The following is a 26399-nucleotide window of genomic DNA, read 5'->3' on the forward strand; positions in this document are numbered from 1 at the left end:
TGCGGGACAATGGGCGGTATGCCTTCCGCACTCCCCGACGGTGAGCCGGTTCCCGGCGACGGCACGCTCCCGGCGTCCGCGCTCGCCGGCGCCGCCGACCGCCCCCTCGGGTTCTATCTGCACGTCCCGTACTGCGCGACCCGCTGCGGGTACTGCGACTTCAACACCTACACCGCGACCGAGCTGCGCGGCACCGGCGGCATCCTCGCCTCCCGCGACAACTACGCCGACACCGTGATCGACGAGATCCGGCTGGCCCGCAAGGTCCTCGGCGACGACCCGCGCGAGGTCCGCACCGTCTTCGTCGGCGGCGGTACGCCGACCCTGCTGGCCGCGTCCGACCTGGTACGGATGCTGGGCGCGGTCCGTGACGAGTTCGGCCTCGCGGCGGACGCGGAGGTGACGACGGAGGCCAACCCGGAGTCCGTCGACCCCGCCTATCTGACGGCCCTGCGCGAGGGCGGCTTCAACCGGGTGTCGTTCGGCATGCAGAGCGCGCGGCAGCACGTGCTGAAGGTCCTCGACCGCACGCACACGCCCGGCCGGCCCGAGCGGTGTGTCGCGGAGGCGCGGGCAGCGGGCTTCGACCACGTCAACCTGGACCTGATCTACGGCACCCCGGGTGAGTCGGACGACGACTGGCGGGCCTCGCTGGAGGCGGCCCTGGGCGCCGGACCCGACCACGTCAGCGCGTACGCCCTGATCGTCGAGGAGGGCACGCAGCTGGCCCGCCGGATCCGCCGCGGCGAGGTCCCGACGACCGACGACGACGTGCACGCCGACCGCTATCTGATCGCGGACGAGGTGATGTCGGCGGCGGGCTACGACTGGTACGAGGTCTCCAACTGGGCCACGTCGCGGGCGGCGCGCTGCCTGCACAACGAGCTGTACTGGCGCGGCGCCGACTGGTGGGGCGCCGGGCCGGGCGCGCATTCGCACGTCGGCGGGGTGCGCTGGTGGAACGTCAAGCATCCGGGGGCGTACGCGGCGGCGCTGGCGGCGGGCCGCTCCCCGGGCGCGGGCCGGGAGCTGCTGTCCGACGAGGACCGCCGGGTGGAACGGATCCTGCTGGAGCTGCGGCTGCGTGACGGCGCGCCGCTGGACCTGCTGCGGCCGGCGGGGCTCGCGGCGTCCCGCCGGGCGCTGGGGGAAGGCCTGCTGGAGCACGGACCGTACGACGAGGGACGGGCGGTGCTCACCCTGCGCGGCCGGCTGCTGGCGGACGCGGTGGTGCGGGATCTGGTCGACTGATCGCCTCGCGTCGTGACGCGTCCGCGCCCCGGGTCGTGACGCGGTCCGGGTCGTGACGCGGTCCGGCACGGCGGAGCAGCCCGTGCCGGACGGACGTCAGGCCCCGCCGTCGGTGACGAAGTCGATCAGTTCCTCCACGCGGCCCAGCAACTCCGGCTCCAGGTCCTTGTAGGAGCCGACCCGCTTCAGGATCGCCTGCCACACCGCCCCGGTGTTCTCCGACGGCCAGCCCAGCGCCCGGCACACGCCCGTCTTCCAGTCCTGGCCGTGCGGGACCCGAGGCCACCCCGCGATCCCCAGGGAGGCCGGTTTCACGGCCTCCCAGATGTCGATGTACGGGTGGCCGACGACCAGCGCTTGCTCGCTGGTCACCGCCTGCGCGATGCGCCACTCCTTCGTCCCCGGCACCAGGTGGTCCACCAGGACGCCCAGCTTCGCGTCCGGGCCGGGGCCGAACTCGGCGACGATCGACGGCAGGTCGTCGACCCCCTCCAGGTACTCCACGACCACGCCCTCGACGCGCAGGTCGTCGCCCCACACCTTCTCGACCAGCTCGGCGTCGTGCCGGCCCTCGACGTAGATGCGGCCGGCGCGGGCCACCCGAGCGCGGGCGCCGGGGACGGCGACCGAACCCGAGGCGGTGCGGGCCGGACGTGCGGGGCCCGCGGCGGGTCGCACCAAGGTCACCGCCCTGCCCTCCAGGAGGAAGCCGCGTGGCTCCAGCGGGAACACCCGGTGCTTGCCGAAGCGGTCCTCCAGGGTCACCGTGCCCGCCTCGCAGCGGATCACCGCGCCGCAGAAACCGGTGCCGGGCTCCTCCACCACCAGGCCGGGCTCCGCCGCGACCTCGGGAACCGGCGTCGGCTTCTTCCAGGGAGGTGTCAGGTCGGCGGAGTACTGGCGCATTCGGATGACGATAGGAGAATCCCCTGGGCGGGATTACGTCGACACGCCGAATCGCTCCGCGAGCGCGTCCCGCTGCGCACGCACGAACGCCGCGTCCACCACGGCCCCGTGACCGGGCACGTATCGCGCGTCCTCGCCGCCGAGGTCGAGGAGCCGGTCGAGGGCGGCGGGCCAGCGCGACGGCACCGCGTCCGGGCCGGCCTGCGGTTCACCGGACTCCTCGACCAGATCGCCGCAGAAGACCGTCTCGGGCTCACCGGCGACCGCACCCGGGACGAGGACCACCAGGTCATGGGCGGAGTGGGCGGGGCCCACGTTCGCCAGCAGGACCTGGCGGCCCCCGCCCAGGTCGAGCGTCCACTCCCCGGAGACGAAGTGGCGGGGCCGGACGAGCGTGTCCGCGGCCTCCGTCGCCGCCGCCTCGTCCACGCCCTGCCGGACCGCGTCCTCCCGCAGCTCGTCGGCCGGCACGGAATCGATGCCCACCGCCCCGAACACCTCCGCGCCGGCGAACGCCGCCGCCCCCAGCACATGGTCGAAATGGGGGTGTGTGAGCGCGAGATGGGTCACACGCCCGCCGGCGAGCTCCTCGGCCTGCGCCCGCAGCAGCGCCCCCTCCGCCAGCGTCGACCCGGCGTCGATCACCAGCGCCGCACCCGCCCCGACGACCAGCCCCACCGTGCAGTCCCAGCCCGGCAGCCGGCAGCGGCCCACCCCGGCCGCGACCCGCTCCCATCCCAGCTCTTCCCAAGTCATCGTCATACCGCGACGCTAACTGCGCGGCACCCGTGCAGGGGCCGACCTTGCCCCGGGTGTACCCCACAGCCGTACACTGGCCGGGGAACGCTGGCACTCGAATGTGAAGAGTGCCAAACGCGAAGGCCCAGGGGACTGGGGGACGAGATTCTGGAGGTGTGCGCGCGATGCTGAGTGAACGCAGGCTCCAGGTGCTGCGCGCCATCGTCCAGGACTATGTCGGCACCGAGGAGCCCGTGGGGTCCAAGGCGCTCACCGAGCGCCACAACCTCGGCGTCTCCCCGGCGACGGTCCGCAACGACATGGCCGCCCTGGAGGACGAGGGGTACATCGCCCAGCCGCACACCAGTGCCGGGCGGATCCCCACCGACAAGGGCTACCGGCTCTTCGTCGACAAACTGGCCGGCGTCAAGCCGATGACCGGCCCCGAGCGGCGCGCCATCCAGAACTTCCTGGACGGCGCGGTCGACCTCGACGACGTCGTGGCGCGGACGGTACGGCTGCTCGCGCAGCTCACCCGGCAGGTCGCCGTCGTGCAGTACCCGTCCCTGACCCGTTCGACCGTGCGGCACGTGGAGCTCCTCTCGCTCGCGCCCGCCCGCCTGATGCTGGTGCTGATCACGGACACCGGGCGGGTCGAGCAGCGGCTGGTGGACTGCCCGGCGCCGTTCGGGGAGTCCTCGCTGGCGGATCTGCGCGCACGGCTCAACAGCCGGGTGGCCGGCCGCCGGTTCTCGGACGTGCCGCGGCTGGTGGAGGATCTTCCGGAGGCCTTCGAGGCCGAGGACCGCGGCACCGTCACGATGGTGCTCTCCACCCTGCTGGAGACGCTCGTCGAGGAGAACGAGGAGCGGCTGATGATCGGCGGAACCGCCAATCTCACCCGCTTCGGACATGACTTTCCCCTCACCATCCGGCCCGTCCTGGAGGCCCTCGAGGAGCAGGTCGTGCTCCTCAAGCTCCTTGGCGAGGCGGGGGATTCGGGCATGACCGTACGCATCGGTCACGAGAACGCCTACGAGGGACTCAACTCCACTTCCGTGGTGTCGGTCGGCTACGGTTCGGGCGGCGAAGCAGTCGCCAAACTCGGCGTGGTCGGACCGACCCGCATGGATTACCCGGGAACGATGGGAGCGGTACGAGCGGTGGCACGGTACGTCGGACAGATCCTGGCGGAGTCGTAAGTGGCCACGGACTACTACGCCGTCCTCGGCGTGCGCCGCGACGCGTCGCAGGAAGAGATCAAGAAGGCCTTCCGGAGGCTCGCGCGCGAGCTGCACCCGGACGTCAACCCGGATCCGAAGACCCAGGAGCGGTTCAAGGAGATCAACGCCGCCTACGAGGTGTTGTCGGACCCGCAGAAGAAGCAGGTCTACGACCTCGGCGGCGACCCGCTGTCCCAGGCGGGCGGCGGCGCCGGCGGCTTCGGGGCGGGTGGCTTCGGCAACTTCTCCGACATCATGGACGCGTTCTTCGGTACGGCGTCGCAGCGCGGGCCACGCTCACGCACCCGGCGCGGCCAGGACGCGATGATCCGGCTGGAGATCGACCTCGAGGAGGCGGCCTTCGGCACCACGAAGGACCTCCAGGTCGACACCGCGATCGTCTGCACGACGTGCAGCGGCGAAGGCGCCGCCCCCGGCACCAGCGCCCAGACGTGTGACATGTGCCGCGGTCGCGGCGAGGTGTCGCAGGTGACCCGGTCCTTCCTGGGCCAGGTCATGACGTCGCGGCCGTGTCCGCAGTGCCAGGGCTTCGGCACCGTCGTGCCGACCCCGTGCCCGGAGTGCGCGGGCGACGGGCGCGTGCGCTCGCGCCGCACCCTGACGGTGAAGATCCCGGCCGGCGTCGACAACGGCACCCGGATCCAGCTCGCGGGCGAGGGCGAGGTCGGTCCCGGCGGCGGCCCCGCCGGCGACCTGTACGTGGAGATCCACGAGCTGCCGCACGCCCAGTTCCAGCGGCGCGGCGACGACCTGCACTGCACGGTGACCCTGCCGATGACGGCGGCGTCCCTCGGCACGAAGGTGCCCCTGGAGACGCTGGACGGCCTGGAGGAGGTCGACATCCGGCCCGGCACCCAGTCCGGCCAGTCGATCCCGCTGCACGGCCGGGGCGTCACGCATCTGCGTGGCGGCGGCCGCGGCGACCTCATCGTGCACGTCGAGGTGCAGACCCCGACGAAGCTGGATCCCGAGCAGGAGCGGCTGCTGCGCGAGCTGGCCAAGCTGCGGGGCGAGGAGCGGCCCACGGGGCAGTTCCAGCCCGGGCAGCAGGGCCTGTTCTCGCGACTGAAGGACGCGTTCAACGGGCGGTGACGGTGGGGTGCGGCGGGGGCTGCTTTTCCGCCCCCGCCGCACCTTCCCTTCTCTTCCTTTCCCTTCCCGTCATCAGGGACTGCGCCCCGGACCCCCGCGCCCTCGGGCCCGAAAGGGCCCCGTCCTCAAGCCCCGGGCGGGCCGAGTGTGCGCGCCGGCGGCCGGATCGCCTGGCCCGTGCCGAGGAGAAGGGCCGATTCGGACTTGTTCTGAGGACGTGACAACATGCCGCCATGTCCTCCGCGCTGACCGGTCTTCTCCCTCACCCGATCGTGCAGGCCCCCATGGCGGGTGGTGTCTCCGTCCCGCAGCTCGCGGCCGCCGTGTCCGAGGCGGGCGGGCTCGGATTCCTCGCGGCCGGGTACAAGACGGCCGACGGCATGTACCAGGACATCAAGCAGCTGCGCAGCCTCACCAACCGCCCCTTCGGCGTCAACCTCTTCATGCCGCAGCCCGACTACCCCGGTGCGAGCACCGGCTCCACCGGAGCGGCTGTCGCCGCGCCCCCCGCTGCCGGCGCCGTCGACGTCTACGCCCACCAGCTGGCCGGCGAGGCCGTCTGGTACGACACGGAACTCGGCGATCCGGACAGCGGCCGCGACGACGGGTACGACGCCAAGCTCGCGGTGCTGCTGGACAACCCGGCGCCCGTGGTGTCCTTCCACTTCGGCGTACCGAGCGGCGAGGCGCTGGAGTCGCTGCGCCGTGCGGGAACGTTCACGCTGGTCACGGCGACCACCGCCGAGGAGGCCCTCGCCGTGGAGCGGGCCGGCGCGGACGCGGTCGTCGTGCAGGGGGTGGAGGCCGGCGGACACCAGGGCAGCCACCGGGACAACCCAGAGAACGACGGCTGCGGCATCGGTCTGCTCTCCCTGGTCGCCCAGGTCCGCGAGTCAGTGAGCCTGCCCATCGTCGCCGCCGGCGGCATCATGCGTGGCAGCCAGATCGCCGCGGTCCTCGCGGCCGGCGCGAGCGCGGCCCAGCTGGGCACCGCGTTCCTCGCCACGCCCGAGTCCGGCGCGCACGCCGTGCACAAGGAGGCGCTGACCAACCCCCTCTTCGTGCGCACCGAGCTGACCCGCGCCTTCTCCGGGCGCCCGGCCCGCGGCCTGGTCAACCGCTTCCTGCGCGAGCACGGCCCCTACGCGCCCGCCGCCTACCCGGAGGTGCACCACCTCACCGTGCCGCTGCGCAAGGCGGCGGCCAAGGCGGGGGACGCCCAGGGGATGGCGCTGTGGGCGGGGCAGGGCCACCGGATGGCCCGCGAACTGCCCGCCGGACGACTGGTGGAGGTACTGGTGAGCGAACTCGCCGCGGCACGGACAGCGTTGTCACAGGACTTCCCGGCCGCAGAGGGCGGCGCCCGATGACCGCCCCCGTCTTCGTCGTCGACGAACTCCCCGACGGTCGGCCCGAGTTCGTGCTGGACGGGCCGGAGGGCCGGCACGCCGTCTCGGTGAAGCGGCTGCGGGCCGGCGAGGACGTGGTCCTCACCGACGGCGCCGGACGCTGGGCGCGGGCCGAGGTCGTGGCCGCCGAGGGCAGGGACCGGCTGGTGGTGCGGCTGGGCGAGACGGTCGAGGAGCCCGTCGAGACGCCCCGGATCACCGTCGTGCAGGCCCTTCCCAAGGGTGACCGGGGCGAGCTGGCCGTCGAGACGATGACCGAGACCGGCGTCGACGCGATCGTGCCGTGGGCGGCCGCGCGCTGCATCACCCAGTGGAAGGGCGAGCGCGGCGCCAAGGCACTCGCCAAGTGGCGGGCCACCGCCCGCGAGGCCGGCAAGCAGTCCCGCCGGGTCCGCTTCCCCGAGATCGCGGAGGCCTCGACCGCCCGCCAGGTGGCCGCGCTGCTCGCCCGGGCCGACTTCGCCGCCGTCCTGCACGAGGACCGCGACTACGGCAGCGAGCCGCTGGCCGCCGCCGAACTCCCCGTCGAGGGCGAGATCGTGCTCGTCGTGGGCCCCGAGGGGGGCGTGTCGCCCGAGGAGCTGGCGCTCTTCGAGGAGGCGGGCGCGAAGGCCTACCGGCTCGGCCGGAGCGTACTGCGCACCTCGACCGCCGGCACGGCGGCCGCGGCCCTCGTCCTGGGCCGGACCGGCCGCTGGTCCTGACCCCCGTTCGCCTGTCCGCCCGCTCCTGCGGCGGCCCGCCCGGCGGCCGCCCGTCCACCGGAGGTTTCGTGGAACTCGTCCAAGTCCGGCTGCTGGTCAAGGACTTCCCCCTCTGCTACCGCTTCTACGCCGACGTCCTCGGGCTGAAGCCGCAGTCGGGCGCGGAGCAGGGGCCGTACGAGAAGTTCAGCCCCGCCACCGGGTCGGCGGGCATCGCCATCCAGGACCGCGCCATGATGGCGGAGGTGCTCGGCGAGCTGGGCGACGCGGCGAACGGGCACCGCTCCCTGGTGGTGCTGCGCGTCGACGACCTGGACGCCTACTGCGCGGACGTCCGCGCCCGTGGCGCCGCCGTGATCCACGGCCCCGCCCCGCTGACCGACCGCATGCGCGTCGCCCACCTCAAGGACCCGGAGGGGAACCTGGTGGAGCTTCAGGAGTGGCTGCTGCTGCGCGGCTGAGCGCGACGGCGCTGAACAGCTCCCAGCCGTTCAACTCCCCGTCCAGGGGCAGCAGTCCCCGTCGGACGGCCTCGTCGACGAAGGCGCGCACCACGCCGGGTTCGTGGAGGTTGAGGTGATGGAGGCGATCGCCCACCCCGCCGCTGTGCGCCCCGTAGCCGCCGCCGCCCGAGTAGCGCCCCTCGCCGTCCCGGAAGACGATGCGGGTGCGCAGGCCGTCCCGGTGCAGGGTGAGGATCTCCCGGCACGGCTGCCCGTCCCCGTGCCGATGCCGGACCGTCCACCCGTAGACGGTCTCCTCGTCCACGACCAGGGTTCTGTGACGCCTGCCGCTCATGCGCCCACGGTAACCGCGCGGAATGACCGCATAAGGGCTGTCGCGCGGCCGACCCGAGTGGCACGCTGCTGTCCATGGGGGCATTGAGGCGTAATCGGCTGTTTCCGGCGATGGCTGTCGCGGTGGCGGCGGTCGGTGTCGTGGGGTGCGAGCCCGGCGCGTTGAGCACCATCTCCGTGGCGCACACCACCGACGAGGCCGCGACGGCCGAGATCCAGCGGCGGCACGTGGACGTGCGCTGGCTGACCTGCACGGCGCAGTACAGGGACGAGAAGAAGGCGGGCGCCGTCGCCGCCGTCGACTGCCGGGGCAGGACCACCGACGGACGCGACATCACGGTCGAGGGCCGCGTCGCGCGGGCGGTCGACGGGGCCTGCGTGCGGGGGGACCTCACCGCGGTCGTCGGCCGGAAGCAGCTGTTCCGGGTGAGCGGGCTCGGCGACTGCAAGTCCGCGACGCCGTCGCCGGTCAAGCCGTCCGGTTCCGCCGCGCCCGACGTCCGGCCGACCGTCACCGTGACCGTGACCGTCACCCGGACTGTCGGCGCGGGCGGCGCGGGGAAGTGACCGAAACCCCTGACCAGCGGGCCCGGCGATGCATACAGTGATCCGGTGACCCAGTCCGCGACGCCTGCCGCGTATCTCAGATTCCCGCACCTGCACGGCGAATTGGCGGCCTTCGTCGCCGAGGACGACGTGTGGCTCGCGCCCCTCGACGGCGGCCGCGCCTGGCGGGTCAGCTCCGACAACATGCCGGTCTCCTCCCCGCGCATCTCGCCCGACGGCGCCACCGTCGCCTGGACGTCCACCCGGGACGGCGCGCCCGAGGTGCACATCGCCCCCGTCGACGGCGGCCCCTCGACCCGGCTGACCTACTGGGGCAACGCGCAGACCCGGGTGCGCGGCTGGACCCCGGACGGCCGGGTCCTCGCCGTCAGCACCTACGACCAGGCGACCCTGCGCCGCAGCTGGGCCCGTGCCGTCCCCGTCGACGGCGGACCGGCGACGACCCTGCCGTACGGGCCGGTCGGCACGGTCGCCCACGGCCCGCACACCGTGCTGCTGTCCGCGTCGATGGGCCGCGAGGCCGCCCACTGGAAGCGCTACCGGGGCGGCACCGCGGGCAAGCTGTGGATCGACCGGGAGGGCGACGGGGAGTTCGTCCGGCTGCACGAGGAGCTGGACGGCAACATCGAGTGCCCGGTGTGGGCCGGGGACCGTATCGCGTTCCTCTCCGACCACGAGGGCACGGGCGCGCTGTACTCCTCCCTCGCCGACGGCTCCGACCTGCGCCGGCACACGCCCCACGGGGGCGCCTCCCGCTCGGGCGAAACCGAGAGCGGCGGAGGGTTCTACGCACGCCAGGCCGCCGGCGACGGCACCCGGATCGTGTACATGTCCGCAGGCGAGCTGTGGCTGCTCGACGACCTCGACGGTGCCGAACCGCGCCGCCTCGACGTCCGGCTCGGCGGCCAGCGCGCCGACCGCCGCCCCTACCCGGTCGCCGCCTCCCGGTGGCTGGGCGGGGCCGCGCCCGACCACACCGCACGCGGCAGCGCCGTCGAGGTGCGCGGAACCGTCCACTGGGTCACCCACCGTTGCGGGCCCGCCCGGGCGCTCGCCGCCGAACCCGGCGTGCGGGCCCGGCTGCCGCGCACCTTCCGCACGGAGGGGGAGGAGTGGGCGGTGTGGGTGACCGACGCCGAGGGCGAGGACGCGCTGGAGTTCGCCCCGGCGACCGGCCCGGCCCCCGGCGCCACCCCGCGCCGGCTCGCCGCCGGTCGGCTCGGCCGGGTCCTCGAGCTCGCCATGGCGCCCGACGGCAGCCGGGCCGCGGTCGCCGCCCACGACGGACGGCTGCTGCTCGTCGAGCGGGAGACCGGAGAGGTCCGCGAAGTCGACAGCAGCCCCGACGGCGAGGTGTCCGACCTGGTCTTCTCACCGGACTCGGCCTGGCTCGCCTGGTCGCACCCCGGCCCGCGCCCGCTCAGCCAGCTCAAGCTCGCGAACGTCACCGACCTGTCGGTCACCGAGGCGACCCCGCTGCGCTTCCGCGACTACGCACCGGCCTTCACCCTCGACGGCAAGCACCTCGCGTTCCTCTCCACGCGCGCCTTCGACCCGGTCTACGACGAGCACGTCTTCGACCTCTCCTTCGTGGCCGGCGCCCGCCCGCACCTCATCACCCTCGCGGCGACCACCCCCTCGCCGTTCGGACCGCAGCGGCACGGCAGACCCTTCGAGGCTCCCGACAAGGAGGAGACGCCCGACAGCGAGGGCACCCCCACCACCCGCATCGACCTCGAGGGCCTCGCCGACCGGATAGTGCCCTTCCCGGTCGAGGCCGGCCGCTACTCCGGGCTCGCCGCGGCGAAGGACGGCGTGCTGTGGCTGCGGCATCCCGTGCACGGCGTCCTCGGGGCCTCCCGCGCCACCCCGGACGACCCCGGACCGGACACCGAGCTGGAGCGCTACGACCTCGCCCACCAGCGTGTCGAGCACCTCGCGACGGACGCGGACCGCTTCGAGGTCAGCGGCGACGGCAAGCGGCTGCTGCTGTGGACCGACGGCAAGCTCAAGGTCGTCCCCAGCGACCGGCGCGCCTCCGGCGACGAGGACAGCGACAGCAACGTCACCGTCGACCTCGGCCGCATCCGCCGTGTCGTGGACCCGTCCGCCGAGTGGCGGCAGATGTACGACGAGACCGGCCGGATCATGCGGGACAACTTCTGGCGGCCCGACCTCGGCGGCGTCGACTGGGACGGCGTCCTCGACCGCTACCGGCCCGTGCTGGAGCGGGTCGCGACCCACGACGACCTCGTCGACCTGCTGTGGGAGCTGCACGGCGAGCTCGGCACCTCGCACGCCTACGTCTCGCCCCACGGCGGCCACCGCGGGGGCGCCCGGCAGGGCCTGCTCGGCGCGGACCTCTCCCGTCACGCGGACGGCAGTTGGCGCATCGACCGGGTGCTGCCCTCGGAGACCTCCGACCCCGACGCCCGCTCCCCGCTCGCCGCGCCCGGCGTCGCGGTGCGGGCCGGGGACGCGATCGTCGCTGTCGGCGGGCAGCCGGTGGACCCGGTCACCGGCCCCGGGCCGCTGCTGGTCGGCACGGCCGGCAAGGTCGTCGAGCTCACGGTGTCGCCGGCCGGCGGGGGCGAGCCGCGGCACGCCGTCGTCGTCCCCGTCGCCGACGAGGAGGCGCTGCGCTACCACGCGTGGGTCGCCGACCGGCGGGCGTACGTGCACGAGGCGTCCGGCGGCCGGCTGGGCTATCTGCACGTGCCCGACATGCAGGCGCCGGGCTGGGCGCAGATCCACCGCGACCTGCGGGTCGAGGTGGCGCGGGAGGGCCTGGTCGTGGACGTCCGGGAGAACCGGGGCGGGCACACCTCCCAGCTGGTCGTGGAGAAACTCGCCCGGCGCATCGTCGGCTGGGACGTGCCGCGCGGCATGCGGGCGTCCAGCTATCCGGAGGACGCGCCGCGGGGGCCCGTGGTCGCCGTGGCCAACGAGTTCTCCGGCTCGGACGGGGACATCGTCAACGCGGCGATCAAGGCGCTCGGTATCGGGCCGGTGGTCGGAACGCGCACCTGGGGCGGGACGGTCGGGATCGACAGCCGCTACCGGCTGGTCGACGGCACGCTCGTCACCCAGCCCAAGTACGCCATCTGGCTCGAGGGTTACGGGTGGGGCGTGGAGAACCACGGCGTCGACCCCGACATCGAGGTGGTGTGCGCACCGCAGGACCACGCGGCCGCCCGTGACGTCCAGCTCGACGCGGCGGTGGCGTCGGCACTGGCCTCGCTGGAGTCCACGCCCGCGAAGGTACCGCCCGTTCTGCCCTGACCGGGGCGCGGCCCGCGCCGGAGGACGCCGCACGGGCCGGAGCGACGCGGTCCCCCCGCTACCATGCCCCCGTACTGATCAACCGGCTGAGGAGGAACCCGCATGACAGGGGAAGCGCAGGACGACTGCCTGTTCTGCAAGATCGTCGCGGGGACCATCCCGGCGACGATCGTGCGGGAGACCGGGACGACCGTCGCCTTCCGGGACATCAACCCCCAGGCGCCCACCCACGTCCTGGTGATCCCGAAGGCGCACCACGAGAACGCCGCCGCCCTCGCGGCCGCCGACCCGGCCCTCACCGCCGACCTGCTGCGCGAAGCCCAGGCCGTGGCCGACGAGGACAAGCTGGACAGCTACCGCGTCGTCTTCAACACCGGAGCGGGCGCCGGTCAGACCGTGTTCCACGTGCACGCGCACGTCGTCGGCGGCCGCGGTCTGCACTGGCCCCCCGGGTAGGCCGCCGTGTCCGTACGCGAACTGGTGGTCCTCGGCACCGCCAGCCAGGTCCCCACCCGGCATCGCAACCACAACGGCTACTTCCTGCGCTGGGACGGCGAGGGCCTCCTCTTCGACCCGGGCGAGGGCACCCAGCGCCAGATGCTGCGCGCCCAGGTCGCCGCGCACGACATCCACCGGATCTGCGTCACCCACTTCCACGGAGACCACTCCCTGGGCCTGGCGGGCGTCATCCAGCGCATCAACCTGGACCAGGTGCCGCATCCGGTCACCGCCCACTACCCGCGCTCCGGGCAGCGGTTCTTCGAGCGACTGCGCTACTCCACCGCCTACCGGGAGACCGTCGGCATCACCGAGGCGCCGGTCGACGCGGACGGGCCGCTCGCCGCCGCCGCCTCCTACCGGCTGGAGACCGCCCGACTCTCGCACCCGGTGGAGTCCTACGGCTACCGCCTCGTCGAACCCGACGGCCGCCGCATGCTGCCCGAGCGGCTCGCCGCGCACGGCATCGGCGGACCCGACGTCGGCCGGATCCAGCGGGAGGGCGCGATCGGCGGGGTCTCGCTCGACGACGTCAGCGAGGTCCGCCGCGGGCAGCGGTTCGCGTTCGTCATGGACACCCGGCTGTGCGAGGGCGTGCACGCGCTCGCCGAGGGCGCCGACCTGCTCGTCATCGAGTCGACCTTCCTCGACGAGGACGAGCGGCTCGCCGTGGACCACGGTCATCTGACCGCCGGTCAGGCCGCCCGGGTCGCCCGGGACGCCGGGGTACGGCATCTGGTCCTCACCCACTTCAGCCAGCGCTATTCCGAGCCGCAGGAGTTCGAGCGGCAGGCGCGGGCCGCCGGGTTCGACGGTGAGCTGACCGTCGCCCACGACCTTGCGCGGATCCCGGTTCCGAAACGGCGGTGAAGCGGCCGTACGATGCTCTGATGCCCCTCCCCAAAGCCGAACTGCACCTGCACATCGAAGGAACCCTGGAGCCGGAACTGGCCTTCGAGCTGGCCGCCCGCAACGGGGTCGCGCTGCCCTACGCCGACACCGACGAGCTCCGCGAGGCGTACCGGTTCGAGGACCTGCAGTCCTTCCTGAACCTGTACTACGAGCTCATGACGGTCCTGCGCACCGAGCGGGACTTCGAGGACCTCGCCGAGGCCTATCTCGCCCGCGCGGCCGCACAGGGCGTGCGGCACGCGGAGATCTTCTTCGACCCGCAGGCGCACCTCGCCCGCGGGGTGGACATGGGCACGGTGGTGGAGGGGCTGTGGCGGGCGCTGGGCCGCAGTGAGGTCCGGCACGGCGTCTCCACCCGGCTGATCCTGTGCTTCCTGCGCGACGAGTCCGCCGAGTCGGCCCTGGCGACGCTGGACGCGGCCAAGCCCCACCTCGACCGGATCACCGGCGTCGGACTGGACTCGGCCGAGGTCGGGCACCCGCCGGTCAAGTTCCGCGAGGTCTACACGGCCGCCGCCGCACTCGGGCTGCGGCGGGTCGCGCACGCCGGCGAGGAGGGCCCGCCGGAGTACATCACGCAGGCCCTCGACGTCCTCGGCGTCGAGCGCGTCGACCACGGGCTGCGCTGCATGGAGGACCCGGCGCTGGTGGAGCGGCTGGTGCGGGAGCGGATCCCGCTGACGCTGTGCCCGCTGTCCAACGTACGGCTGCGCACCGTCGACGTGCTGGCGGAGCACCCGCTGCCGGCCATGCTCGACGCCGGGCTCCTGTGCACGGTCAACTCCGACGACCCCGCCTACTTCGGCGGCTACGCCGGTGACAACTTCGACGCCGTGCGCACCGCCCTGGGACTGGACGAGGAGCGGCTGCGCGAGCTGGCCCGCAACTCCTTCGCGGCCTCGTTCCTGGAGGACGACGAGGAGCGGCGGTCGCGCTACCTCGCCGAGGTGGACGCCTACGTCTTCTGACCCGGCGTCCTCGTCGCGGCCCCGGCATGCCCGCTCCCGATCCGGTGTCCCCGTCGCGGCCCCGGCACGCCCCGCTCCGGATCCGGCGTCCTGCGTGCGCCGGCCGGCCCCCGAACGTCGTCCGCGCGTCAACGCCGGCCGGGATCCGGCGTCCTCCGTGCGTCAGCGCCAGTCGGCCGTGCCCGCGGAGCCCGGCGCGGTCGCCTCGATCTTCGCCCTGATCTCCCGCATCACCGCCACGATCCGCTCCTCGTGCTCCGGCGTCAGCCGGGCCACCGGCACCGAGCAGCTGATCGCGTCCTGCGCGGGAGTGTCGTAGCGCAGGGCGAAGCCGAAGCCGACGATGCCGAGGACGCCCTCCTCGCGGTCCACGGCGTGACCGCGCGCCCGTATCTCCGTGAGGTCCGCCAGCAGTGACCGCCTGCTGGTGTGCGAGTGCGGGGTCAGCGCCTCGTAGGGCCCCTCGGGCAGCTCGTCGTCGGGCCGCTGGGCCAGCAGCGCCTTGCCGAGCGCGCCGGCGTGCGCGGGGAGCCGTCTGCCGACCCGGCTGATCGTGCGCAGGTATTCGTGCGACTCCCGCGTGGCCAGATACGCGACCCCCCGGCCGTCCAGCCGCCCCAGGTGGATCGTCTCGCCCAGCGCCTCGGACGCCTCGTCGAGATAGGGGCGCACCAGGCGCACCCGAGGATCGGAGTCGAGGTAGCTCGTGCCCGTCAGCAGGGCGTGGATGCCGATGCCGTAGAGGGACCCGGTGACGTCGGTGCGCACCCAGCCGCGGCCGATCAGGGTCTGCAGCAGCGCGTACATCGAACTGCGCGGCACGCCCAGCTCGTCCGCGAGCTCCTGCAGCCGCGCGGGCCGGTCGCCGCGCGCCGCGAGCAGTTCCAGCAGCTCGACCGTGCGCGCCGCGGACTTCACCTCCCGGACGCCCTCTGTCTCCGACATGAGCCGATCGTAAGGGCGGGCCCCGCTCCATTGACGCCAGGCGTTCGTGTATCTAACCTCCATCTGCATACATGGATGACGTCTACATAGGGAGATGGCAGGGAGATGGTGACGGTGAACCCCGACCAGGACACGGTCCGACGCCTGCGGGACGGCATGGCGCGGGGAGTGCTGTCGTTCCCGCTCACGAGCTTCCACGACGACGGCTCCCTCGACCCGGACGGCTTCCGCGCGCACGTCGCCGTCCAGCTCGCCGCCGCCCCCGGCGCCCTCTTCCCGGCCTGCGGCACCGGCGAGTTCTTCTCCCTCGACGAGGACGAGTACCGGCAGGTGGTGACGATCGCCGTCGAGGAGGCGGCCGGCCGGGTGCCCGTCGTCGCCGGCATCGGCTACGGCTGGGCCCAGGCCGCCCGCTTCGCGCGCATCGCCGAGGACGCCGGCGCCGACGCCCTCCTCGTCCTCCCGCACTACCTCGTCGCCGCCCCGCAGGACGGCCTCGTCGCCCAGCTGGAGCAGATCGCCGCCCGCACCCCGCTGCCCCTCATCGCCTACCAGCGCGGCCAGGTCGCGTTCACCGTCGCCTCCCTGAGACGCGTCGCCGCCCTCCCGACCGTCGTCGGCCTCAAGGACGGCCACAGCGACCTCGACCGCCTCCAGCGGCTCACCCTCGCCGCACCCGAGGACTTCCTCTTCTTCAACGGCGCGGCCACCGCCGAGATCCAGGCCCGCGCCTACGCCGCCGTCGGCGTCCCCGCCTACTCCTCAGCCGTCCACGCCTTCGCCCCGGAGATCGCGAACGCCTTCTTCGCCGCCGTGCGCGACCGGGACGACAAGACGACGGACCGGCTGCTGCGCGACTTCTACGTCCCCCTCGTCGAACTGCGCGACCGGGTGCCGGGATACGCCGTGTCGCTGGTGAAGGCCGCCGCCCGGCTGCGCGGCCGGCGCGTCGGCCCGGTCCGCGCCCCGCTCACCGACCCCTCGCCCGCGGACCTCGACGCGCTCGCGACCCTCCTGACCGCCGGCCTCGCCCTCGTAGGAGCCGCCCAGTGAACCTCACGATCACCGACGTCCGCCTCACCCCGATCCTGGTCGCCGACCCGCCCCTGCTCAACACCCAGGGCGTGCACCAGCCGTACACCCCCCGGCTGATCGTCGAGGTCGTCACCGCCGACGGCACCACCGGCGTCGGCGAGACGTACGGCGACACCAAGTACCTGGAACTGGCCCGCCCGTACGCCGCGAAAGTGATCGGCCGTCAAGCCACAGACCTGAACGGCCTGTTCACGCTCGCCGACGAGGTGGACGTCGACGGCTCCCGGATCCTGGGGCAGGTGGACGTCGGCGGGCTGCGCGGCGTCCAGACCGCCGACAAGCTGCGCCTGTCCGTCGTGTCCGCCTTCGAGGTCGCCTGCCTGGACGCCCTCGGCAAGGCGCTCGGCCTGCCCGTGCACGCACTGCTCGGCGGCAAGGTGCGCGACGCGGTCGAGTACAGCGCCTACCTCTTCTACAAGTGGGCCGCCCACCCCGACGGCGTGCCCGCGGAGAAGGACGACTGGGGCGCCGCCGTCGACCCGGCGGGCGTCGTCGAGCAGGCCCGCCGCTTCACCGAGCGGTACGGCTTCACCTCCTTCAAGCTCAAGGGCGGCGTCTTCCCGCCACAGGAGGAGATCGCCGCCGTCCGCGCCCTGGCCGAGGCCTTCCCCGGGCACCCGCTGCGCCTCGACCCCAACGGCGCCTGGTCCGTCGAGACCTCGCTGAAGGTCGCCGACGAGATCGGCGGGCTCCTCGAGTACCTGGAGGACCCCGCGCTCGGCACCCCGGCGATGGCCGAGGTCGCCGCGCGGACCGACGTGCCGCTCGCCACCAACATGTGCGTGACGACGTTCGCCGAGATCAAGGAGGCCTTCACCCGCGACGCCGTCCAGGTCGTCCTCTCCGACCACCACTACTGGGGCGGACTGCGCAACACCCGGCAACTCGCCGCGATCTGCCGGACGTTCGGCGTCGGCGTCTCCATGCACTCCAACACCCACCTGGGCATCTCACTGGCCGCCATGACCCACGTGGCGTCCACCGTCCCGAACCTCCACCACGCCTGCGACTCCCACTACCCCTGGCAGTCGGAGGACGTCCTCACCGAGCGGCTGACCTTCGACGACGGCAGGGTCGCGGTCTCCGACGCGCCCGGCCTAGGCGTGGAACTCGACCGCGACCGGCTCGCGTTCCTCCACCGGCGCTGGCTCGACGACGACGGCGCCCTGCGCGACCGCGACGACGCGGCGGCGATGCGCGTGGCCGAACCGGGCTGGGAGACGCCCGCCGTCCCCCGCTGGTGACCGGCGCCCCCGCGCGCGAGGCTGGGCGCGTCGGGGGCGCGGCTACCGCGCGGGACGGCCCCACGGCCCGCCGGAGGAGCAGGCCGAGGCTGTTTCGTACCGGTGGGTAGGCATTGCAACCCCGGGCGTGACGGACCCCGCGGTGTCCGCACCGTGGTGCACACTGGCCAGATCGGCACCACGTCAGGGAGCGCACCGTGACCGCGTCCAACGCGTCCACCGGAGAGGGACGCCACCGCCACACCGGCCCGAACGGCCACACCGGCCGCACCGGGCAGGACCGCCACACCGGCCAGAACGGCCACCCGGGACCGGGGCGGCGGGCCGCCCGGGTCGACCCGCTGGGGGAGCGGCGCGTCGCCGGCGACCCGCCGTGGGACGTCTACCTCACCGGGACGGTCTTCCTCGACATCATCTTCACCGGCCTCGACTCCGCCCCGGTGCGCGGGACCGAGTCCTGGGCGCGCGGTATGGGATCGAGCCCCGGGGGCGTCGCCAACATGGCCACCGCCCTCGCCCGCCTCGGCCTGCGCACCTCCCTCGCGGCGGCCTTCGGCGACGACCACTACGGCGAGTACTGCTGGGACGCCCTGGAACAGGGCGAGGGCATCGACCTGACCCCCTCCCGCTCGGTCCCCGGCTGGCACTCCCCGGTCACCGTCTCCATGGCCTACGAGGGCGAACGCACCATGGTCTCGCACGGACACGAGCCGCCGCCCGAGGAGCCGGCGCCCGAGTGCCCGCCGCACGCCCGCGCCGCCGTGGCCTCCCTCGCCCCCGGCGTCCGCGCCCCCTGGATCGCCCAGGCCGCCCGCCGCGGCACCCGCGTCTTCGCCGACGTCGGATGGGACGACACCGGCGCCTGGGACCTCGCCGGCCTCGCCGACCTGGAGCACTGCGAGGCGTTCCTGCCCAACGCACAGGAGGCCATGCGCTACACCCGCGCCGACTGCCCCCGCGCCGCCGCGCACGCCCTCACCGAACACGTCCCGCTCGCGGTCGTCACCCTCGGTGCGGAGGGCGCGTACGCGGTGGACCGCGTGACGGGCGAGAGCGCCGAGGTCCCCGCCATCGCCGTCGAGGCCCTCGACCCCACCGGCGCGGGGGACGTCTTCGTGGCCGGTTTCGTGACCGGCACCCTGGCGGGGTGGCCGCTGGCCGACCGGCTGGCCTTCGCCGGCCTCACGGCGGCCCTGTCCGTGCAGGAGTTCGGCGGCTCGCTCTCCGCCCCCGGCTGGTCCGAGATCGCGGCCTGGTGGCGCAGGGTCCAGTCGGTCGAGGGCCAGGACCCCGAGGCGCTGCGGCGGTACGCGTTCCTGGACGGCCTGCTCCCGGCGCTGCTCCCGGCGGAGGAGGAGGCCGCCCCGTGGCCGCTGCGCAGGGCGGTGCCGACGATCGGTTTCGGCCGGTCAGCATGACCACCGGCACATGACAAAACCCCTGGGGCGTTGTCAGCCCCCTGGCGTACCCTTGAATCGCCAGGCCGCCCTTGTGGCAGGCGAGACGCATCCGGGAGGACGTAGAGGCCTTCGGGCCGGCCTATGACTCAGACACCGACAGCTCACACGCCCGCGCAGGGCAAGGCGAGAGCACAGTTCACCGTTCCCGCCCAGCACCCCATGGTGACCGTGCTGGGATCCGGAGACTCCCTCCTGCGCGTGATCGAGACGGCTTTCCCGGCGGCCGACATCCACGTCCGGGGCAACGAGATCAGCGCGGTCGGCGACCCACGGGAAGTCGCCCTCGTCCAGCGCCTGTTCGACGAGATGATGCTGGTGCTCCGCACCGGGCAGCCGATGACGGAGGACGCAGTGGAACGCTCGATCGCCATGCTGCGGGCGAGTGAGAACGGGACGAACGACGGCCAGGAGACCCCGGCCGAGGTTCTGACGCAGAACATCCTGTCCTCGCGCGGCCGCACCATCAGACCCAAGACCCTCAACCAGAAGCGGTACGTCGACGCGATCGACAAGCACACGATCGTCTTCGGCATCGGACCCGCGGGCACCGGCAAGACCTACCTGGCCATGGCCAAGGCGGTCCAGGCCCTGCAGTCCAAGCAGGTCAACCGCATCATCCTGACCCGCCCAGCGGTCGAGGCCGGCGAACGCCTCGGCTTCCTCCCCGGCACCCTCTACGAGAAGATCGACCCCTACCTGCGCCCGCTGTACGACGCGCTGCACGACATGCTGGACCCGGACTCGATCCCGAAGCTGATGGCCTCGGGCACGATCGAGGTCGCGCCCCTGGCGTACATGAGGGGCAGGACGCTCAACGACGCCTTCATCATCCTGGACGAGGCGCAGAACACCTCGCCCGAGCAGATGAAGATGTTCCTGACCCGGCTCGGGTTCGACTCGAAGATCGTGATCACCGGTGACGTGACGCAGGTCGACCTGCCGAACGGCACCAAGTCGGGCCTGCGGCAGGTCCAGGAGATCCTCGAGGGCCTCGACGACGTGCACTTCTCCCGCCTGTCGTCCCAGGACGTCGTCCGGCACAAGCTGGTCGGCCGTATCGTCGACGCGTACGAGAAGTACGACAGCCACAACGGTACGGAGAACGGCACCCACCAGGGCGGCCGTAACAAGCGGAAGTAGACGAGCAGCGCCATGTCGATCGACGTCAACAACGAGTCCGGAACCGAGGTCGACGAGCAGGCGGTCCTCGACATCGCCCGCTACGCGCTCGCGCGGATGCGCATTCACCCGCTCTCGGAGCTCTCGGTGATCGTCGTGGACGCCGACGCCATGGAGCAGCTGCACATCCAGTGGATGGACCTGCCGGGGCCGACCGACGTCATGTCCTTCCCGATGGACGAGCTGCGTCCGCCGTCGAAGGACGACGACGAGCCCCCGCAGGGCCTCCTCGGTGACATCGTGCTGTGTCCCGAGGTGGCCGAGCGGCAGGGCAAGGAAGCGCCCACGGAGCACTCCATGGACGAGGAGCTGCAGTTGCTCACGGTCCATGGAGTGCTGCACCTGCTGGGCTACGACCACGAGGAGCCGGACGAGAAGGCCGAGATGTTCGGTCTCCAGGCGGCCATCGTGGACGGCTGGCGGGCCGAGAAGGGCCTGACCGGGCCGTCGCCGGCGCCGACCGTCTCATGAGCCCCACCCTCATCGCCGGCGCGATCGCCCTGGTCGTCGTCGCGTGGCTCGCCGCCTGCGCGGAGGCGGGCCTCGCGCGCGTCTCCAGTTTCCGCGCCGAGGAGGCCGTACGGTCCGGCCGGCGAGGCAGCGCCAAGCTCGCGCAGATCGCCGCCGACCCCACCCGCTACCTCAACGTGGCCCTGCTGGTCCGGGTGGCGTGCGAGATGGCGGCCGCGGCGCTGGTCACCTACGAGTGCCTCCAGGAGATCGACGGCACGGCCCCGGCGCTGTTCGCCGCGATCGGCGTGATGGTGCTGGTGTCCTACGTGGCCGTCGGCGTGTCCCCGCGCACCATCGGCCGTCAGCACCCGCTGAACACGGCGACGGCGGCCGCGTACGTGCTGCTGCCGCTGGCCAGGATCATGGGACCGATCCCGTCGCTGCTGATCCTCATCGGCAACGCGCTCACACCCGGCAAGGGCTTCCGCCGCGGTCCGTTCGCCTCCGAGGCGGAGCTGCGGGCGCTGGTCGACCTGGCGGAGAAGGAGTCGCTGATCGAGGACGAGGAGCGCCGCATGGTGCACTCCGTCTTCGAGCTCGGCGACACCCTGGTGCGGGAGGTCATGGTGCCGCGGACCGACCTCGTCGTCATCGAGCGCTACAAGACCATCCGGCAGGCCCTCACCCTCGCCCTGCGCTCAGGGTTCTCCCGGATACCCGTGACCGGGGAGAGCGAGGACGACATCGTCGGCATCGTGTATCTGAAGGACCTGGTCCGCAAGACGCACATCAGCCGGGACGCCGAGGGCGAGCTGGTGTCGACGGCGATGCGGCCGGCCGCCTTCGTCCCCGACACCAAGAACGCGGGCGACCTGCTGCGGGAGATGCAGCAGGACCGCAACCACGTGGCCGTCGTCATCGACGAGTACGGCGGCACGGCGGGCATCGTGACCATCGAGGACATCCTCGAGGAGATCGTCGGCGAGATCACCGACGAGTACGACCGCGAGCTCCCGCCGGTGGAGGAGCTGGGCGACGACCGTCACCGGGTCACCGCCCGCCTCGACATCACCGACCTGGGCGAGCTGTACGGCCTGGAGGAGTACGACGACGAGGACGTGGAGACCGTCGGCGGTCTGCTGGCGAAGGCCCTCGGTCGGGTGCCCATCGCCGGCGCCTCCTCCGAGGTCGAGCTGCCCGACGGGCGCAAGCTGCGGCTGACGGCGGAGGCCGCGGCCGGCCGCCGGAACAAGATCGTGACGGTGCTGGTGGAGCCGGTGGAGCCCGCCGTGCCGTCGGAGGAGGGCGAGGCCGGGTGACTCCCGAGGAGCTGCGCGCTCTCTGCCTGTCCTTCGAGGCGGCGCAGGAGGACTTCCCGTTCCGGCCGGAGATCTCGGTCTTCAAGGTGCTGGGGAAGATGTTCGCGCTGAGCTGGACGGCCGGACGGCCGCTGAAGGTCAACCTCAAGTGCGACCCCGAGGACGCGGTGCGGCTGCGCGGCGAGCATCCGGACCTGATCGCGCCCGGCTACCACATGAACAAACGGCACTGGAACACGGTGACGGTCGACGGCGGGCTCCCCGCCGACCTGGTCCGGGAGCTCGTCGAGGACTCGTACGACCTGGTGGTGGCCGGTCTGCCGCGCGCCGAACGGCTGCGCCTCGACCGTTCCTGAGGACGCTTCGGCGTCCCCGGGACCGGTCCGCGGCCGCGCGGTCCCGGTCTCGTCGGGGGCCGCCGCCGTCGGCGCGCCCGTTCTTCGTATGCTCGGGGCATGACCGACAGCACCGCGCTCGACCCCGAGGACCGCAAGATCGTCACCCTGGCCCGTTCCGCGCGGGCCCGCAACGGTGTGCCCGAGGGGGCCGCCGTCCGTGACGACACCGGACGCACGTATGTCGCGGGGACGGTGGACCTGCCGTCGCTGCGGCTGAGCGCGCTGCGGACGGCGGTGGCGATGGCCGTGGCGTCCGGCGCGCGGTCGCTGGAGGCGGCGGCCGTGGTGACGTCGTCGGAGGAGGCCGCCGGGGACGATCTCGCCGCCGTGCGGGATCTCGGCGGGCCGGGGACGCCGGTGCTGCTGGCTTCGCCGGACGGAACGGTTCGGCGCACCGTCTCCGCCGGCTGACGGCGCGGAGGGCCACACCCCGCAGCCGGGGGCATCCCGGGGTTTCCCGGTGCCGCCGGTGTCCTCCCGGGCCTCCTGTTCCCCCGGTGCCCCTCCGCGGGGCTCCACCTCCCCCCGGTCTTCGCCCCTCAGTCTTCGGACCTCCGGTTCCCCGGACCCTTGGTGCTCCCGGGGCTCCGGTTCGCCGACGTTCTGCGTGGCGTCCGGCCCGTGCGCCGGACGCCGAAGGCGCCGATTCAACTCGGCCGGATTTCGGCCTTGCCGTGCCCCGTCCCTCCCGGGTCAATAAGACCGTAAGTTTCCGACGGACCGTCAGATTCACCCCCCACCGGCACCGGTGTCCGCACCCACCGTCCCGTTTCGGCCGTCCGTCTCCCCACATCCGGGAAGGAGCCGGAAACCCCATGAGAGGCAAGCGAATCGGATCAGGTGCGGCCATGCTGGCCGGGACCCTCGCGGTCACCGGACTGGCGTTCGCGCCCTCTGCCGCCGCCGTCAGCCCGGCGACGGCCACGTTCACCGCGAGCTGCGGTCTCTTCGGCGGTGGGGCGGCCACCCTCACGGCCACCCAGAGCGGCAGCGCCGCCACCCTCACCCTCACCTCGAGCGCGATCACCGCGCCCATCCCGATCAGCGCCAACAGCATCAACTCCACGCTCACGATGGCGAACTCGACCGGAGCCGCGAGGGTCTTCTCCGGCGCGGTGAACCCCGCCATGGCGACCGGCGCGCCGATCACGGTCGGACCGCTCAACGGGACCGTGGCCTCGGGAGACAGTCTCGACATCAACGGCGGCTCGCTGAAGATGGTCATCTTCGGGATCACCGTCACCTGCAAGGCGACCGGCCCGCAGGCGCCGGGGCCGTTCGTTTACGACTGATAGCGGTCGGAAACCGTCCGGGCGGGCCGTCGGTTCTCCTGCTGCAGCAGGAAGCTGACGGTCCATCAGTTCGTTGGCGCGTTTCCATTGACTTCTTGCGCGTTCCGCATCTCAATGCCCCCTGTCGGCGCAGAAGAGCCGCTGCGCCCGCACCCTGGAGGAGGGGGCACCAATGGGTTCGACACCCCGTAGTTCCCGAAGACGGCACTGGGCGTCACTGCTCGGGGCCACCGCGCTCGCGGTCACCGCGGGCGGGGCGCTGGCGTGTCCGGCCGGCGCCGCGACCGACGTCAGCTTCCCGACACACTGTGTTCCGCCGCCCATCGCCGGCATCCCGCCGATCGACGGCACCACCACCGCGAGGCTCGCGGTGAACGACACCACGCCCGAGGTCGGCGACACCGTCACCGTGACGTACACGGTGGTCTCGCCCGCCGCGAGCAACCCCACCGACCTGGCCCTGCCGGCCGACATCATGACGCCGACGGGCAAGGTCACCCTCGGTGGCGCGCAGACCGGCAGCATTACCCTGACGGGCCCGAAGAAGAACGACCCGGTGCCCGGCAAGGGCGTCTTCCCGTCGTTCTCCATGACCGGCACGTTCACGGTCACCAGCCCCGGCGCGATCACCCTCTCGCCCGGCGACTACAACATCCACACCAGCTACATCCTCGAGCTGGACACCCCCTGCACGGTGACCAACCCGCCCGCCCCGGTGTCGGAGACGGTCACCGCGGCGGACAACCCGCCGGCCAACACCCGAGCCATCCAGCTGGGTTCGGCCTCCGGAAGCCCGGGGGCGAGCGTCGCGGTCACGGGCAGCGGTTTCACGCCGGGCGCGTCGGTCACCCTGGCCGGCCGGTCCGGATCCGCGCAGACCGCGGACACCGCGACCGTGACCGCGAACGGGCAGGGGAACATCTCCGGCTCGCTCGTCGTCAGCGACCTCACCACCAACGGCGTGGTGGCGTACGAGGGGAGCGCCTGGAGCGCCGACCTCGGCGCCGGACCGGTCGCGTACGTCGTCATCGACGACCAGCCCGTGCCGGACGGCAGTCAGAAGGTGACCACCACGGTCCGCGCGGGCACGCTGTCGATGTCCCAGGCCGGGGACGCCGTCCAGCTGTCCAGGGTCGAGTTCGGCCAGGGCGGCGCCTCCACCGGCGCCCTGCAGACGGTCACCGTCAAGGACTTCCGCGGCGGACCCGCCGGCTGGTCCCTGACCGGCAAGGTCACCGACTTCAGCGGCTCCGGAGCCAAGATCGACGCCGGCAAACTGAGCTGGACGCCCGCGTGCACCACCAAGGCGGGCAGCCCGAGCACCTGTCAGGCCGGTTCGGCGGGCACGGTCGGCGCCTCGGGGGCGACCCTGGCGTCCACGCCCGACGGCACGGCCACCGGCGGCGAGTTCACCGCCAACGCGCAACTGTCCCTCGACGTACCGTCGTTCACGCCTCCGGGTACCTACGCCGGCGTCCTGACCCTCACGCTCAGCTGAGTTCACGCACCATGTCCACCGGTGGCCGGGCGCCCGCCCCACAGGTCCGCACCCGCCCGTCCACCCAGCCGTCGCAGCCCGTACGTGGGGGGTCCGCACCCATGCGCAAGCCGTACGTCCTCCTCCTGCCGTTCCTGCTGGGCCTGCTGTTCGCCGCGCCCACGCCCGCACGGGCCGCCGACAACGGCAGCTGGTCCGTGTACCCCGTCGCCTCGGCCGTCGCCGCGCGGCCCTATTTCTACGTCTCGGCCGATCCCGGCCAGACGATCGAGGACAAGGTCGTCGTCGCCAACAAGACCGACGCCCCCCTCACCTTCCGGCTGTACGCGGCCGACGCCTACAACACCGCACGCGACGGCGGGTTCGCCGTCAGGTCGGCGGGGGAGCGGATGCGGGGCGTGGGCGCGTGGGCCGAGCTGTCACGGGACCGGATCACCGTGCCCGGCCGCGGTGCCGTCACCGTGCCGTTCACCGTCCGGGTGCCCGAGGGCGCCGAGCCGGGCGATCATCCGGGGGCCGTCGTCGCCCTCGACGAACGCGTCGAGCGGGGCGACGGCTCGGTCGCGCTCGGCGTGCAGCGGGCGGTCGCCGCCCGTGTCTACCTCCAGGTCGGCGGACCCACCCTGCCCGCGCTCGCCGTGGAGGACGTCGGAATCAGCCACCACCAGCCGCTGGTGCCGGGCTTCGGCGACAGCACGGCGACGATCTCCTACACCCTGCACAACACCGGCAACGTGACCCTCGATCCGAAGGTGCGGCTGACGGCGCGGGGACTGTTCGGCCGCACGCTCCTCGACCGTCGCCTCACGAAGGTCCCCTCCCAGCTCCTGCCCGGCCAGCGCGTCCGCCTCACCGAACGCTGGACCGACGCCCCGCACCTCGACCGGACGGACGTGAAGCTGACGGCGACGGCCACGAGGACGCAGGAGTCGGCGACCGCGTCGTTCGTGGCGGCTCCGTGGCTGGTCCTGGCGGTCGTGGCGATCGGGACCGCGACGGGGGTGTGGCTCTTGATCAGGCGCCGGGGAAGGCGTCCTGAAGGGGCGCGGGGAGCCGGCGCCGGGCGGCTCCGCCGCGGGGCGCGGCCGGCCCCCGCTCACCCGCGGACGAGAATCGGCCAGACCGCCGGAGGCTAGTGCCGTTGCAGT

The 26399-nt window shown here is 73.1% G+C and carries 26 protein-coding genes; 22 read left to right on the forward strand and 4 right to left on the reverse strand.

Annotation, left to right across the window (positions count from 1 at the left end; genetic code table 11):
- Positions 1-18 precede the first annotated feature (18 nt).
- Positions 19-1251 (forward strand): radical SAM family heme chaperone HemW, encoded by a 1233-nt coding sequence (gene hemW / locus C6376_RS15775; RefSeq protein ID WP_107443997.1) that lies wholly within the window; start codon positions 19-21, stop codon positions 1249-1251.
- A gap of 96 nt (positions 1252-1347) precedes the next feature.
- Here the strand turns inward: hemW and C6376_RS15780 are convergent, their stop codons facing one another.
- The gene (locus C6376_RS15780; RefSeq protein ID WP_107443998.1) at positions 1348-2157 is read right to left on the reverse strand and encodes a DUF3097 domain-containing protein; all 810 of its coding nucleotides are present in this window, start codon (positions 2155-2157) and stop codon (positions 1348-1350) included.
- A gap of 33 nt (positions 2158-2190) precedes the next feature.
- On the reverse strand, positions 2191-2919 hold the full coding sequence (locus C6376_RS15785) for an MBL fold metallo-hydrolase (protein ID WP_107443999.1): 729 nt from the start codon (positions 2917-2919) through the stop codon (positions 2191-2193).
- 161 nt (positions 2920-3080) lie between these two features.
- Between C6376_RS15785 and hrcA the strand changes: the two genes are divergently transcribed.
- The 5 genes from hrcA (at position 3081) to C6376_RS15810 (ending at position 7805) form a co-directional block, all read left to right on the forward strand.
- Positions 3081-4097 carry a heat-inducible transcriptional repressor HrcA gene (gene hrcA, locus C6376_RS15790; RefSeq protein ID WP_107444000.1) on the forward strand — a complete coding sequence of 339 codons (1017 nt, stop codon included), beginning with the start codon at positions 3081-3083 and terminating at the stop codon, positions 4095-4097.
- Positions 4098-5231: a molecular chaperone DnaJ gene (gene dnaJ, locus C6376_RS15795; RefSeq protein WP_107444001.1), complete on the forward strand. Its 1134-nt coding sequence runs from the start codon at positions 4098-4100 to the stop codon at positions 5229-5231.
- 233 nt (positions 5232-5464) lie between these two features.
- Positions 5465-6601, forward strand: coding sequence for a nitronate monooxygenase (locus C6376_RS15800; protein ID WP_107444002.1), 1137 nt, complete (start codon positions 5465-5467; stop codon positions 6599-6601).
- Positions 6598-7344, forward strand: coding sequence for a 16S rRNA (uracil(1498)-N(3))-methyltransferase (locus C6376_RS15805; RefSeq protein ID WP_107444003.1), 747 nt, complete (start codon positions 6598-6600; stop codon positions 7342-7344). The genes C6376_RS15800 and C6376_RS15805 overlap by 4 nt, the downstream gene beginning before the upstream one ends.
- A gap of 68 nt (positions 7345-7412) precedes the next feature.
- Positions 7413-7805, forward strand: coding sequence for a VOC family protein (locus C6376_RS15810; protein WP_107444004.1), 393 nt, complete (start codon positions 7413-7415; stop codon positions 7803-7805).
- Here C6376_RS15810 and C6376_RS15815 read toward each other — a convergent pair.
- Positions 7747-8142: a hypothetical protein gene (locus C6376_RS15815; RefSeq protein ID WP_107444005.1), complete on the reverse strand. Its 396-nt coding sequence runs from the start codon at positions 8140-8142 to the stop codon at positions 7747-7749. The two genes, C6376_RS15810 and C6376_RS15815, sit on opposite strands and share 59 nt — an antisense overlap.
- A 74-nt stretch (positions 8143-8216) precedes the next feature.
- Between C6376_RS15815 and C6376_RS15820 the strand changes: the two genes are divergently transcribed.
- From C6376_RS15820 to C6376_RS15840, 5 genes are all read left to right on the forward strand, one after another.
- Positions 8217-8708: a hypothetical protein gene (locus tag C6376_RS15820; RefSeq protein ID WP_254075953.1), complete on the forward strand. Its 492-nt coding sequence runs from the start codon at positions 8217-8219 to the stop codon at positions 8706-8708.
- A 45-nt stretch (positions 8709-8753) separates the two neighbouring features.
- Positions 8754-11990: a S41 family peptidase gene (locus tag C6376_RS15825; RefSeq protein WP_107444007.1), complete on the forward strand. Its 3237-nt coding sequence runs from the start codon at positions 8754-8756 to the stop codon at positions 11988-11990.
- Between the two features lie 102 nt (positions 11991-12092).
- Entirely contained in the window at positions 12093-12446 is a 354-nt protein-coding gene (locus tag C6376_RS15830; RefSeq protein WP_107444008.1) for a histidine triad nucleotide-binding protein, read from the forward strand.
- Between the two features lie 6 nt (positions 12447-12452).
- Positions 12453-13358, forward strand: coding sequence for a ribonuclease Z (locus tag C6376_RS15835; RefSeq protein WP_107444009.1), 906 nt, complete (start codon positions 12453-12455; stop codon positions 13356-13358).
- Positions 13359-13378: 20 nt separating this feature from the next.
- Positions 13379-14368 (forward strand): adenosine deaminase, encoded by a 990-nt coding sequence (locus C6376_RS15840; RefSeq protein ID WP_173985653.1) that lies wholly within the window; start codon positions 13379-13381, stop codon positions 14366-14368.
- 162 nt (positions 14369-14530) lie between these two features.
- On the opposite strand, the gene C6376_RS15845 is transcribed toward C6376_RS15840, so the two are convergent.
- Positions 14531-15313 carry an IclR family transcriptional regulator gene (locus C6376_RS15845; protein WP_107444011.1) on the reverse strand — a complete coding sequence of 261 codons (783 nt, stop codon included), beginning with the start codon at positions 15311-15313 and terminating at the stop codon, positions 14531-14533.
- Positions 15314-15418: 105 nt separating this feature from the next.
- Between C6376_RS15845 and C6376_RS15850 the strand changes: the two genes are divergently transcribed.
- The 11 genes from C6376_RS15850 (at position 15419) to C6376_RS15900 (ending at position 26387) form a co-directional block, all read left to right on the forward strand.
- Positions 15419-16366, forward strand: a complete 948-nt coding sequence (locus C6376_RS15850; protein WP_173985654.1) for a 5-dehydro-4-deoxyglucarate dehydratase — start codon at positions 15419-15421, stop codon at positions 16364-16366.
- Complete coding sequence (locus tag C6376_RS15855; protein WP_107444012.1) at positions 16363-17652, forward strand: glucarate dehydratase family protein; 1290 nt, start codon at positions 16363-16365, stop codon at positions 17650-17652. Before C6376_RS15850 ends, C6376_RS15855 begins: the two co-directional genes overlap by 4 nt.
- Before the next feature lie 341 nt (positions 17653-17993).
- Entirely contained in the window at positions 17994-19070 is a 1077-nt protein-coding gene (locus C6376_RS15860) for a carbohydrate kinase family protein (RefSeq protein WP_254076380.1), read from the forward strand.
- 123 nt (positions 19071-19193) lie between these two features.
- A complete protein-coding gene (locus C6376_RS15865) occupies positions 19194-20252 on the forward strand; it encodes a PhoH family protein (protein ID WP_107444014.1) in 1059 nt (352 codons plus the stop codon).
- Positions 20253-20264: 12 nt separating this feature from the next.
- Positions 20265-20762 carry an rRNA maturation RNase YbeY gene (ybeY, locus tag C6376_RS15870; protein ID WP_057574725.1) on the forward strand — a complete coding sequence of 166 codons (498 nt, stop codon included), beginning with the start codon at positions 20265-20267 and terminating at the stop codon, positions 20760-20762.
- Entirely contained in the window at positions 20759-22063 is a 1305-nt protein-coding gene (locus tag C6376_RS15875; RefSeq protein WP_107444015.1) for a hemolysin family protein, read from the forward strand. Before ybeY ends, C6376_RS15875 begins: the two co-directional genes overlap by 4 nt.
- Positions 22060-22419: an MmcQ/YjbR family DNA-binding protein gene (locus C6376_RS15880; RefSeq protein WP_107444016.1), complete on the forward strand. Its 360-nt coding sequence runs from the start codon at positions 22060-22062 to the stop codon at positions 22417-22419. Before C6376_RS15875 ends, C6376_RS15880 begins: the two co-directional genes overlap by 4 nt.
- Positions 22420-22518: 99 nt before the next feature.
- Complete coding sequence (locus tag C6376_RS15885; protein ID WP_107444017.1) at positions 22519-22872, forward strand: cytidine deaminase; 354 nt, start codon at positions 22519-22521, stop codon at positions 22870-22872.
- Positions 22873-23276: 404 nt separating this feature from the next.
- Positions 23277-23753, forward strand: coding sequence for a hypothetical protein (locus C6376_RS15890; RefSeq protein ID WP_107444018.1), 477 nt, complete (start codon positions 23277-23279; stop codon positions 23751-23753).
- A 172-nt stretch (positions 23754-23925) separates the two neighbouring features.
- The gene (locus C6376_RS15895) at positions 23926-25251 is read left to right on the forward strand and encodes a beta-xylosidase (protein ID WP_107444019.1); all 1326 of its coding nucleotides are present in this window, start codon (positions 23926-23928) and stop codon (positions 25249-25251) included.
- 101 nt (positions 25252-25352) lie between these two features.
- Positions 25353-26387 carry a DUF916 domain-containing protein gene (locus C6376_RS15900; protein WP_107444020.1) on the forward strand — a complete coding sequence of 345 codons (1035 nt, stop codon included), beginning with the start codon at positions 25353-25355 and terminating at the stop codon, positions 26385-26387.
- Positions 26388-26399 lie beyond the last annotated feature (12 nt).

Origin of the sequence: Streptomyces sp. P3 (genome assembly GCF_003032475.1) — a bacterium.
Classification (GTDB): Bacteria; Actinomycetota; Actinomycetes; order Streptomycetales; family Streptomycetaceae; genus Streptomyces.